The sequence below is a fragment of the Aquirufa sp. genome (assembly GCF_044239315.1).
Classification (GTDB): domain Bacteria; phylum Bacteroidota; class Bacteroidia; order Cytophagales; family Spirosomataceae; genus Aquirufa.
Map to the genome: position 1 here is coordinate 66,840 of NZ_JBIIBQ010000010.1, position 12,427 is coordinate 79,266.

Annotated in this window: 11 protein-coding genes; 10 read left to right on the forward strand and 1 reads right to left on the reverse strand. The window is 40.4% G+C overall.

Going from position 1 to position 12,427, the window contains the following annotated elements:
• Positions 1–28: 28 nt before the first annotated feature.
• From ACILP5_RS05340 to priA, 9 genes are all read left to right on the forward strand, one after another.
• Positions 29–1,021, forward strand: coding sequence for a PorP/SprF family type IX secretion system membrane protein (locus ACILP5_RS05340; RefSeq protein WP_395617623.1), 993 nt, complete (start codon positions 29–31; stop codon positions 1,019–1,021).
• Positions 1,022–1,171: 150 nt separating this feature from the next.
• Positions 1,172–2,302 (forward strand): SUMF1/EgtB/PvdO family nonheme iron enzyme, encoded by a 1,131-nt coding sequence (locus ACILP5_RS05345; protein ID WP_395617624.1) that lies wholly within the window; start codon positions 1,172–1,174, stop codon positions 2,300–2,302.
• Positions 2,303–2,329: 27 nt separating this feature from the next.
• The gene (gene gldL / locus ACILP5_RS05350) at positions 2,330–3,067 is read left to right on the forward strand and encodes a gliding motility protein GldL (RefSeq protein WP_395617625.1); all 738 of its coding nucleotides are present in this window, start codon (positions 2,330–2,332) and stop codon (positions 3,065–3,067) included.
• Positions 3,068–3,069: 2 nt separating this feature from the next.
• On the forward strand, positions 3,070–4,659 hold the full coding sequence (gene gldM, locus ACILP5_RS05355) for a gliding motility protein GldM (protein ID WP_395617626.1): 1,590 nt from the start codon (positions 3,070–3,072) through the stop codon (positions 4,657–4,659).
• 4 nt (positions 4,660–4,663) lie between these two features.
• Complete coding sequence (gene gldN / locus ACILP5_RS05360; RefSeq protein WP_395617627.1) at positions 4,664–5,602, forward strand: gliding motility protein GldN; 939 nt, start codon at positions 4,664–4,666, stop codon at positions 5,600–5,602.
• Positions 5,603–5,699: 97 nt separating this feature from the next.
• On the forward strand, positions 5,700–7,175 hold the full coding sequence (gene pyk / locus ACILP5_RS05365; protein ID WP_395617628.1) for a pyruvate kinase: 1,476 nt from the start codon (positions 5,700–5,702) through the stop codon (positions 7,173–7,175).
• 29 nt (positions 7,176–7,204) lie between these two features.
• Positions 7,205–7,966 (forward strand): lysophospholipid acyltransferase family protein, encoded by a 762-nt coding sequence (locus ACILP5_RS05370; RefSeq protein WP_395617629.1) that lies wholly within the window; start codon positions 7,205–7,207, stop codon positions 7,964–7,966.
• Between the two features lie 6 nt (positions 7,967–7,972).
• Positions 7,973–8,557: a gliding motility lipoprotein GldD gene (locus tag ACILP5_RS05375; protein ID WP_395617630.1), complete on the forward strand. Its 585-nt coding sequence runs from the start codon at positions 7,973–7,975 to the stop codon at positions 8,555–8,557.
• Entirely contained in the window at positions 8,548–11,031 is a 2,484-nt protein-coding gene (gene priA, locus ACILP5_RS05380; protein ID WP_395617631.1) for a primosomal protein N', read from the forward strand. The genes ACILP5_RS05375 and priA overlap by 10 nt, the downstream gene beginning before the upstream one ends.
• Here the strand turns inward: priA and ACILP5_RS05385 are convergent.
• Positions 11,028–11,750, reverse strand: coding sequence for a nitroreductase family protein (locus tag ACILP5_RS05385; RefSeq protein ID WP_395617632.1), 723 nt, complete (start codon positions 11,748–11,750; stop codon positions 11,028–11,030). The genes priA and ACILP5_RS05385 overlap by 4 nt on opposite strands.
• Before the next feature lie 103 nt (positions 11,751–11,853).
• Here ACILP5_RS05385 and ACILP5_RS05390 point away from each other — a divergent pair, with 103 nt between their 5' ends.
• Positions 11,854–12,423, forward strand: a complete 570-nt coding sequence (locus ACILP5_RS05390) for an adenylate kinase (protein WP_395617633.1) — start codon at positions 11,854–11,856, stop codon at positions 12,421–12,423.
• Positions 12,424–12,427: the final 4 nt, after the last annotated feature.

Consider the following 12,427-nt stretch of genomic DNA (forward strand, 5'->3'; position numbering starts at 1 on the left):
TTTTAGCCTACCTATTTTCATCCAACGAATGAAACGCAGCTTGAGTATCTTAATAAAGTCATGTCATTCCCTGCTTCTTGTGGGTTCTTTATTCGTTTGTTTTTCGCCCCTATTTGCCCAGCAAAGTCCGCAATTCAGCATTTTTTCTGCCAATTCTACCTTGATTAATCCGGCTTTTTCGGGTTGGAAATCGTCTAATTATGTGGCAGTACAATTCCGAGATCAATGGTCTGGATATACGACAACAACGGATGGTGCAGGGAATTTAGGAACTACCTGGGTGTCAAGCTCGTTTGGAGTAACGCCTAATGTAGGATTAGGAGTTATTTTTTATTCAGACAGAACGCCATCTGGAGTATCTCAACAGTCTTTTAAAGTACTAGGAGCCTATCATTTAAGGAAAGGTGAAGGTACTTGGTCCTTTGGATTTTCTGCCGGAACTCAAACTAAAACATTTGATGGTCGCTCCTTTCGTGTAAGAGACCCCAATGATCCCGTTACATCGTTATTTTCGGGTTCTACTGCCAGTCAAGCTATTCTTGATTTTGGGGCAGGAATTCTCTATTCAAAATCGAATTGGCAAGTAGGCATTTCTGTTGATCATATAAATTCACCTAATTTTTCTTTTAAAGGGTATTCTGTTTTAATGCCTTTGGAACAAGTCTATTCCTTAAATGGAAGCGCTGAGATTCCATTGAACGATTACTTTGATGTGTCTCCCTATGCCCTATTGAGAGCTTATTCTGGAAATTTAGTTCCTGAAGCAGGTGCAAGAATTTATTATAATAAACTTTTTTATGTAGGAACTGGTTATAGACATGGAGATGCTGCCATGGGCTTATTGGGAGTGTCTATTTTAGACAATAAATTAGATATCGGTTATTCTTTGGATTTAGCTGTAGCTAATTCGTTGGCTAAGAGGCCTTTATCTCATGAAATTGCCATCAGGTACCAGATTCCTGAACGAATGAAGAAGAGTAAAGTGGTACCTATTCGAACTCCAAGGTTTAGAATCTTGTAGTTTATGGATAAATTCATGGTGCTAAGTTTTTTAATTAATACTGATATATTCATTAAAAACATTTAAATTTGAAAGATTGTGTGAGTTGAGAATGATGAAGACAATTTATTTACATTATTTTCGTTCACCTAATTACTATAATAATCGAATATGAATTTTCGAATTTTTGAGATTAAGTTTTTATCGGTAATTCTTTTGTTAGCTGTTCTTTTTACAATGCCTAGTTGTTCTAAGAAGGCACCTAGCAATGGCAAATCACTTTCAAGCGAGAAGGGTAAAGAGAAAAAAGGTCCTTTAGGTGGTTTCTTCAGCTTTTTATCAAAAAAGGGCCCTAAGGATGATCCTGGTCTAATGTCTGGTGAGATTATTGCTACGACCAGAAAGGGCTGGAGTCAGCCTACTCCATTTGGTATGGTATTGGTGCCTGGAGGAAGTTTTATCATGGGTCAAGCCGATGAGGATATCACTTCCTCTGTCGCTAATTTTAATCGTAGGGTTACCGTAGTACCATTCTTCATGGATGATACGGAGATAACCAACAATGAATACCGCCAATTTACGAATGCTTTATTAAGGGATTCAGTTTCTGTTTTAGGTGAGGAGCGTATCATGTCAGATTACTATCCAGATACAACCGTTTGGAAAAAAGATTTCTCTTATCATAATGGAGACCCTTTAACAGAGAATTATTTTGCTAGTCCAGCCTTTGATATGTACCCTGTTGTAGGTGTAAGCTGGAAAGCAGCTAAATATTTTGCGCTTTGGCGGACTAAAATATTAAATGATTATCGGGCAAAAGAAGGTAAATACGCGATGCCTTCTATTCAATTACCTACTGAATCGGAATGGGAGTGGGCTGCTAAGGGAGGAAAGGCTGCAGCTAAATATCCTTGGGGTAATCCTTATTTAACGAACTCTAAAGGTTGCTTATTAGCTAATTTTAAGCCAAGACGTGGTAATTTTGATGCAGATGGCTATGCTTACACTGCACCGGCTAACGCTTACACACCTAATGACTACGGCTTATATAATATGGCGGGTAATGTTGCCGAGTGGGTACAAGATTCGTATTCTGAAAATTCTACGGTACTAAACTGGGATTCTAACCCAGTTAATTTAGATGCTAAAGAGCCTCGTAAAGTAGTTAAAGGTGGATCTTGGAAGGATTTTGCTTACTATTTAGAGACAGGTTCTCGCGTACATGAAATTGAAAATCAAAAAAGATCATATATAGGATTCCGTTGTTCCATGAGGTACTTGGGCAAGGCTCCTACTAAATAAACTAAAAAGTATAAATTATAAAATCAAATGGAAAAATCGATTAATGTCATTGCTAGTTTTGGTGCAGCTATTGTAATTGTAGGAGCCCTATTTAAAATCTTACACTGGACCGGTGCGAATGAGATGCTCATGGTGGGAATGTTTACCGAAGCGGCCATCTTTATTTTATTTGGCGTGTTGTATTTAAAGTCCAAAGAAGAAAAACAATACGACTGGGAAATCGTATATCCTGAATTGGCAGGTGGAGAGGCTCGTCCTGCTGCTGCTCGTCACACAGGTGATGTTCCAGGTTTAGATCCTGAAGCAGTAGCGCATTTGACTAAAAGCTTGAAATCATTAACAGATACAGCCAATAGCTTATCTGATATGTCGAAAGCAACGGGTGCTACACAAGATTTTGTTAAGTCTTTGAACTCTTCAGCTGAGTCTTTAGGTGGATTAAATAAATCTGTTTCAGATGCGTCTCAATCCTTAACAGCTATATCGACTTCTTCAGCAGAGGCAGCTAAGTACACGCAAAATTATGCAAAAGCAGGGGCTTCTTTAGAGAAGTTAAACTCTGTTTACGAAGCTGAAATCCAAGAGGCTAGCAAGCACATGAAGGCCATCAATAGCTTCTATGGTAATGTTAATGCTAGTGTGGAGCACATTGCAGCCACACAAAAGGATGCAGAATTATTCAAAGCTGAATTAGCGAAATTAAACGCGAACATTCAATCCTTGAATCAAGTATATGGTAGTATGTTAACAGCTATGAAAGGCTAATTATGGCAGGTTTAAAAGAAACTCCCCGGCAGAAAATGATCGGGATGATGTATTTAGTGTTAACCGCCTTGCTAGCATTGCAGGTGAGTGACGCTTTATTGCAGAAATTTGCCCTTTTAAATAGTAGTTTGGAAGTGGCTAATCAATCATCCCTGAAAAAAAGTAAAGGCATGGTACAAGGGATAGAGGAGCGTATAAAAGATCTTCCTAATCCTGCTGCCTATGCTGATGTATTAAGAAAAGCTAACGAAGTTAGAAGAATTACAGATTTACTAGTTTCCCACATTGAAAATGTAAAAGGTAAAGTACTGGAAGCTGGCGGAGGTATTGATCCGCAAACTGGTAATATTAAAAATCCGAAAGAAGAAGAGAAGATTTATGAATTAATGGTTGGTGGGTCTAAACAAGGAGAAGCCTACAAGCTAATTCCCATGTTTGATAAATATTTAAAAGACTTAACTGTATCAGCTGATCCAGGGACTAAGTTTCCTTCCTTAGCTCTGTCGGGTAAAGATGATCCTTTGACAAGTAAAGATCCTAATAATGCGAATAAGGATTTTGCGGAATTGAATTTTCAAACTACTCCAGTAGCTGCAGCTTTAGCCACTTTATCTCAGAAACAATCTGAGATCCGTCGCTACGAGGCGGAAGTATTGAATCAATTAGCCTCTAAAGTGGGTGCAAAGGAAATCAAGTTTGATAAAGTATTCGCTCAAGTATCGGCTAATGCAAATACAGTAGTAGCTGGAATGGAATACCAGGCTGAAGTATTTATTGGAGCTACTTCAAGTGGCTTTACGCCTCGCATGAGCATGAACGGTGCTTCTCTACAGGTATTGGATGGACGAGGTCAGATCAAGTTTAAAACTTCTGGAGGAAATTTTGATGCGAATGGTCTTTCTAAGAAAACTTATACAGCTTCTGTTTCTTATATGGGCCCTGATGGACCTAAGACAGAGACAATTACGAAAGAATATTTTGTTCTAAAACCGACTTATAATATTGAATCAGGAACTTTGCCAGCCTTGTATTTAGGTTGTGCGAATCGTTTGAGTGTTGCTAGTGCGGGATTAGGTGCTTTATGGAACCCTAGCTTTACCGCTGATGGTGGTGAAGCAATTGCAGGCGCTAATAAAGGTAAAGTAACAGTTGTTCCGTCTTCAGCAACGGTTACATTAAATGTAAACAATGGTGGTACTTTATTAGGAAAAGAAACTTTTCGTGTTCGCCGTGTGCCAAGACCTGATGTGAAGGTGTTCGGTAATGGATCTGAATTGGATGAGAAGAGAGGTGCGGTTGCATCAGGACTTCGTTCTCTTGATGCTAGAGCAATTGCGGAAGAGTCTTTTAAAACAACTAATCCGGAAGATGCTAATTTTAGAGTAACTCAAGTATATATAGCGTTAGCTAGGGGGCAAAGAAAAGTAGATGATATGACTTTGCCGGGTTCTGGATCTATTACTAAGCTTGCACAACAAGCACAAGCAGGTGATCGTTACTACATAGAAATTAAAGAGGTTCAAAGAAAGAACTTTAAGGGGGCTGTTGAGACGATTCCTTTTAATATGGTTAAAAATATTCCTTTAAATTAATCGAATGAAGATGAATTGGGTGAATAAACTTTTCTTGTGTGCATTAATGGCTGCTAACTTAACCGTTTTTGGTCAAGAGAAGCCTTCCAATGCTAATTCTGCTCATCCTATTGAGGAGCAAGATATTCATTATCGTTTACGTTTATGGAGAAGAATGGATTTAAATGAGAAAGTCAATAAGCCATTTTTTTCAATTAATCACCAGATATCTAAATTTTTAGTTGATTGGGTGCGTGCAGGGATTTTAACTCCCTATAAAAGCGATTCATTAAATGTTAAATTAACGTTAGAGCAGTTTAACGATAATTTAAAAATAGAGGAGTCATTAGGAGGTGGGGGACTTTCTGAAGCTGAAAGATCCGCAGGTTTTGGGGATGAAAATGCAGCGAGCCCTGCAGCTAAGTCGGCTGCACCCGCTGGTGGTGGTGATGATGGATGGGGCTCTGCGGCACCAGCTAAAAAAGAGGATGCTGCTGCGCCAGCGACTGATGCTTTTGCTGAAAAGCCTGTTTCTGCGGCTGCTGAATATTATTTTCCTAAAGATTTATCGATCATTGAAATTAGAGAAGATGCGATTATTGATCGTTTGAGATCTCGCCTCTATTTTGACATTCAATCGATTTCTTTAATCATACCTGCTTCTAACCCGAACAATGTCGCTGGATTTGATAAGCCAGTAGCGAGTTTTAAGTACAAAGATTTATACGATTTATTTAAGAATAACCCGGATTGTATTTGGTACAATGCACAGAATGATCTTCAGCATAAAAATATGGCTTATGCTTTCGATTTGCGGTTATTCAGTGCACGTATTGTTAAAACAGGTAATATCGATGATAAGTTCTTATCTGATTTATTTGGAGGCGAGAGACAAAGTCTCTTGCAGTCTCAAATGATTGAAAATAAATTATTAGAAATAGAGAGTAGTCTTTGGGAATATTAGGACTCATTTCTTTTGTTATAGCAATTTAAACCACCTTTTGGTGGTTTTTTTGTGTAATAGATGTAACTTGCGACGTCATTAGAATCTTATCCAAATTATGTCGTATCAACGCAAGACAAAAATTGTTGCCACAGTAGGTCCCACTTCAGAATCAAGAGAATCATTAATCCAATTAGCGAAAGCAGGTGTAAACGTTTTCCGTTTGAACTTTTCTCATGGAACTCATGAGGATCATTTGGCGCGTTTAAAAATGATTCGTTCTATATCTGAAGAAATGGGTTTGAATTTAACAATTCTTCAAGATTTACAAGGTCCTAAAATTCGTACACAATTGGTGGAGAACAATGGGGTGCCTTTAGAGGCAGGAAAGCAATTAATCTTTGCGATGGATGAAAATCTATTAGGTACATCTGAAAAAGTAGGTACAACCTATACTTCAATGTATTTAGATGTGAATCCAGGGGAACGCATCTTAATGGATGACGGTAATTTAGAAGTGAAAGTACTTTCTGTAGATAAAGTGAAGAAAGAGGTAGTTACTGAGGTGATCTACGGGGGAATTTTGAAATCTAAAAAGGGAATTAATCTACCAGGTACGAAGGTATCTTTACCTTGTTTGACGCCGAAAGATGAGGCAGATTTATACTTTGGCTTAGATCACGGTGTGGATTGGGTAGCACTTTCATTTGTTCGTAAGGCGAGTGATATTTGGGATATTAAAGAGAAAATTAAGGCTTATGGCAAGAATACACGCGTTATTGCAAAGATTGAGAAGCCAGAAGCGATTGATAATTTAGATGAAATTATTGCTGCGACGGATGCTATCATGGTAGCTCGTGGTGATCTAGGTGTGGAGATGGATGGTGCAGTAGTTCCGTATCTACAAAAAGTAATGGTAGAGAAGTGTACAGCAGCAGGAAAGCCTGTTATTGTTGCGACACAGATGTTAGAGTCGATGATCACTAATCCAGTTCCTACGCGTGCCGAAACGTCTGACGTTGCCAATGCGGTATTGCAAGGAGCTTCAGCTACCATGTTAAGTGGTGAGTCTGCTTCAGGCGCCTATCCAGTGAAAGCGGTAGAGACCATGGCGCATATTCACGAAGTGGTAGAGCAGCAGCAAAATGAGATTGAAATTATTCAAGGAAATGAAGCAGCGATTTACTTTAAGAATCACTCTTTAAGTACATCTGCATCTGAGAATGTGCCGTTTCAAGATCGTTTAATTGCAGGAGCTTGCCGATTAGCGCGTGACTCGAAGGCGAAAGCGATTTTGTGTATCACGAATTCAGGTTATACAGCCTTCCGTCTATCAGCTCACCGCCCTAAGGCTGATTTATTTGTGTTTACCTCAAATAGAGAATTGATGTCCACAATGGGTTTATTATGGGGTGCTCGTGTTTTCTTTTATGATCCAGGAGCTGGTGATACAGAGAAAACGGTAGCTGCGATGGTAGATAAATTAAAGCAGGATAATTTATTGTCGAAAGGTGATATTTTCGTGACGACATTGTCTGTTCCAGCAAATCAAGATAAGAAAACAAACACAGTTCAATTAGGTATTGTAGACTAAATCTAGAATTTAGGCGCCTCTTTTAGATTATGAAAAACAAAAGTTCTTTGATTTCATTTAGTTTAAGAGGTCTGTATACAATCTGGGCTGGGCTCGTTTTTGTCAGTATATTTTTAGCATTATACCCTTTCATCTTTGTTTTTTTACAAAGAAGATCATGGAAAAGAGTTGCACATCGGCTTGTCAGGCTGTGGGGACAACTCTTTTTTCTTTTTTCGGGGATTCGTATCAAAGTTACACATCATTTTAAGCCAGATCCGAAGCAAACCTACGTGTTCTGTTCGAATCACTTTTCTTACGTAGATATTGCGGTGGTGGTGGTGATTATTCATCAGTTTTTCTCCTTTGTGGGAAAGAATGCGATGAAGAAGATTCCGCTTTTTGGCTATTTATACGCTAGTCTGAATATTTTGGTAGACCGAAATGATAAGAATAGTCGGGCAAGTTCCTTGAGTCGATCGTTACGTGCCTTGCAATCGGGTAGAAGTATTGTCATTTTTCCTGAAGGAGGAATTGTTTTCAAGCAATTGCCTTATATGGGTAATCCTTTGAAAGATGGTGCCTTCATTATGGCGATTCAACAACAAGTGCCTATCGTACCGATGAGTTTTCATAATAATCACCAAATCATGGATGAAGACACCTTACTCATGCGTCCAGGTGTTTTGCATGTAGAAATTCATCCACCTATAGAGACTCTAGGTTTAACGATGGAAGATTTGCCTGTTTTACGGGAAAAAGTGTTTGAATCCATACAAAATCCTATCTTAGCGTATTACGGTTTAAAATAAGCGAATATGCGTCTTTTGCTTTTTGGTTTTTTAATGACCTTGTTTTCTTGTGGAACCGCCTCAGAGGAAGAAAACACGTCCTTACCACGACCTAAAGGATATCCTTTAATTGCCATTCCTACTCATCAATACCGGTCCCTTGAGCCAGGTCATCCCTTTTCTTTTGAAGTCTCTAACATTGCTGAGGTAAAAAAAGATACGGTCTATTTTGCGGAGCCACATTGGTTATATATTTACTATCCTCGTTGGGATGCCTTCATACAATTAACTTATAAGCCAGTTCTTCAGGATCCTGTACGTCTTCAAAAAATGATTCGGGATTCCTACTTGTTAGCCTCTAAGCATCAAATGAAGGCCACTCGAATAGAGGAAGGTTATATTACAACGCTCAGTGGTCGCAAGGCAGCAGTGATTGAATTAGAAGGTGAAGTAGCTACTTCTTTTCAGTTTATTGTGACGGATAGCACAAAACATTTTCTACGTGGAGCCGTGTATTTTAATACAGCCACTAAGAATGATTCTCTGGCGCCTGTTATTCGCTATTTGAAACAAGATGCCATTCACCTGATTCAAACCTTGCGATGGAAATAGGGGAGGAGAAAACCGTTTTTGTGGATGCCTTGCTTCCGCTTCCTATCCCTCGGTATTTTACATATCGAGTGCCTCGGGAATGGGCTGAATTTGTACAATCGGGATTGCGGGTAGTGGTACCTTTTGGGACGAAAAAAGTACTTACTGGAGTTATCGTTACGGTACATCACAACCCACCTAAGGAATACCAAGCGAAATATTTATTAGAAATTTTAGATGATGCCCCTTTAGTTACGGCCTCCCAAATTGCCCTTTTCCAATGGGTGGCGGACTATTATATGTGTTATCCGGGCGAGGTTTTCCAGGTGGCATTACCTGCTGGTTTGAAGATTTCGAGTCAATCGAAGGTTCAGCTGAATCCAGAATTTTCGAGCCCTGAAGCGCTGACGGATAAAGAATTAGCCATCTATGTTGAGATCCGCGATAAAGGCGCTTTGACCTATGATGAGTTAGCCAAATTCGCCGAAGTCAAAAGTCCTTATCATCTCATCAAAGCCTTAGTAAGCAAGGATGCAGTCATTATTTTTGATGAATTAAAGGACCGATATACGCCTAAAGTGCAACGTAAGGTCCGCCTAGGGACTTCTTTTGAAGACAAATTAGTCTTGACGGATTTGATTCAATCGCTGGAGGAGAAACCGAAGCAGATGGCGATTCTCTTGCATTACCTGCAATATATCCCGGTGTTAAGGAGCCCAGAAACGAATCAAAAAGGCCTGGCTAAAAACAGTTTTAGTCAAGCCGGATTGTCGGAAAGTTCCCTTCAGACCTTAGTCAAAAATCAGGTTTTTGAAATTTTTGATGTGGTCGTTTCGCGCTTTGATGAAATGGATGAAAATTTTGTTCCCTCCACGTTTACGTTAAATGCCCCACAGGATAAAGCTTATCAATCTATTTTGAGCCAATTTCAAGAGAAGGACGTTGTCCTGTTACACGGGATAACGGGTTCTGGGAAGACAGAGATTTATATCAAGCTAATTCAAGAAGCTTTAGCGAATGGGGATCAGGTCCTGTATTTACTTCCTGAGATTGCTCTGACGACGCAGATTGTGGTCCGTTTGAAGCGGATATTTGGAGAGCAAGTAGGGATTTATCATTCTAAATTCTCGGATAACGAAAGGGTGGAAGTATGGAAGTCGATTGTGGAGGGGAAATATCCATTCGTGGTGGGCGTTCGTTCGTCCGTGTTTTTACCTTTTAAAAATTTAGGGCTGATCATTATCGATGAGGAACATGAAACTTCCTTCAAGCAGGCAGATCCGGCGCCTCGTTACCACGCGCGGGATGTGGCGATCGTATTAGCGCATCAGCAAAAAGCAAAAGTTTTATTAGGTTCTGCGACGCCTTCGATGGAGACTTATTATCAGGCCAAACAAGATAAGTATGGTCTTGTGGTCTTGAAAGAGCGTTTTGGAGCGGCTCAATTACCTGCGATGCATTTCATCGATACGAAATATGCGAATCGCATGAAGCAGATGAAAGGTGGGTTTTCGGTTGACTTGATTGAAGTGTTAGCAGATAATCTGAAGCAGGGTAAGCAAAGTTTATTGTTCCAAAACCGCCGCGGTTATTCCCCTTACTTACAATGTCAGGACTGTGATTGGATTGCGACTTGTCACCAATGTGATGTCTCATTAACTTATCACGCTCGGGAACAGGAATTACGCTGCCATTATTGCGGACACCACGAGTCATTGATTCACCGCTGCGGAGCCTGCGGCTCCGCGCAAATGAAGACGATGGGTTATGGAACCGAAAAGCTGGAGGAAGAATTGCAATTACACCTTCCCCAGGCCCGTGTAGCCAGGATGGACCTTGACACAACGCGTTCGAAGACTGCCTTTACTTCCTTGATTACAGAAATTCAAAAGGGCCAAGTCGATGTTTTAGTAGGTACTCAAATGGTGGCTAAAGGCCTGGATTTCGAGGGTTTATCACTCGTAGCCATCTTTGATGCCGATAAGATTATTAATTTCCCAGATTTTAGGGCCCATGAACGTGGCTTCCAATTAATTACCCAAGTGGCCGGTCGTGCCGGTAGACGAGATGTGCAGGGCCAAGTATATATTCAGACAAATCAACCTAATCACCGCTTGTTCGGCTACATCCAAGAGGGAAATTACGAGCAATTGTATTCGGACGAGATGATTGAGCGTGAGGGCTACCATTATCCTCCGTTCACGCGCCTGATTAAAATCGTGATGCGCCATTACGAGGCTCGCAATGTGGAAACGGCGGCGAAGGATTTAGGTGTGTTGCTGAAGGCCAAATTTGGCAATGGACGTGTCCTAGGTCCAGAAAAACCTTTGATCGAACGAATTCGAAATCAGTACGCGATGGAAATCCTGATTAAGCTGGAGAAAGGTGTGGCCTTAGCTACATTTAAAAAGCAGCTTCGCGAAGAACTGGATACTCTTAGCACGAAGCCCACCTTCAAAGGCCTTCAAATTATTGTAGACGTAGACTGTAACTAGCGAACGTGCACCACTTCCTCGTAGGGTACACGCAATCGCGGTCCCCAAACACCCTCTTGCGTTCCTTTACCCACTGATACAATCATATTAATTTCTGCTCCAGCTGGCAGCTCCAAGTGTTTTTTCACGCGTTGTGCATCAAAACCTTCCATAGGGCAGGATTCAAAACCTTCAGCTGCGATAGAGAGCATGAATGTCTGTGCAGCTAACGCACATGATTTATGCACCATCACCCGTTGATCCGCTTTGCCGCCAAAACGCATCATCGGTTTTTTCAATCCCATCCAGAAACAGATATTCCAGCGGATGAAAGTAGATATACCAAAAATGTCATTGCGGTATAACAACGGAATTAGCTTACCATAGTATTGCAAGCCTCTTTTCTGCATTTTCGTAGGCTCTCCCTCGATGGAGTCCTTTACCTGTTGTAAGTTCCAGGCGGCTCTTTTTTTCCAAAGGTCCTGGCGAGTCACAAAAACCACCAAATGAGCGGTGTCTTTTGCGGCTGATTGGCCTAGGCATAGTGGTTGAAATGCTTTTTTCTCTTCTTCACTTTTGATCCAATAGAACTCCCAAAGCTGCATATTGCTACTATTGGGGGACAAAATTGATCTCTGTAAGCTACGTTCTATGACGGCATCATCCACTTTCACAGTGGGGTCATAGCGTCTATTTGAACGTCTCTTTTGAATTATTTCTTCAAATTGGGTTGAAAACATCTCGTTTTTTTGTGGCAAATATAGTAGAAAATCCCCGCTTTTGCCTTCGATTTGCTTACCTTTGTGGTTCGTATAAATTTTTTAAAAAGTAACCCACATTTATATGCTTAATCTCGTTTTATTTGGGCCTCCAGGGGCAGGCAAAGGTACTCAGTCCGCAAAATTAATTGCGAAATATGGTTTAATTCACTTATCTACAGGTGATTTATTGCGTGCAGAAATTACAGCTGGTACGACTTTAGGTCTGGAGGCTAAGAAATTAATGGATCAAGGAATTCTAGTTCCGGATGCCGTTGTGATCGGAATGATTGAGAATAAATTAAACGAGAACAAAGAGGCAGCAGGTTTTATTTTTGATGGTTTTCCTCGCACGGAAGCACAGGCACAGGCTTTGGACAACTTATTAGCAGGTCACCATTTAGCGATCAATCACATGATTGCCTTAGAGGTGAGTGAAGAAGAATTAACGCAGCGTTTATTAGATAGAGGCAAGACTTCTGGCCGCCCAGATGACCAGAACGAAGAATTAATTCGCAAACGCGTTCAAGAATACGGTGAAAAAACGGCTCCAGTAGCTGGTTATTATGCTGCTCAACATAAATTCTCAGGAATTAATGGTATCGGTGAAATTGAGGATATTTTCTCTCAAATTATCGCCATCATCGAAGGATAATTAA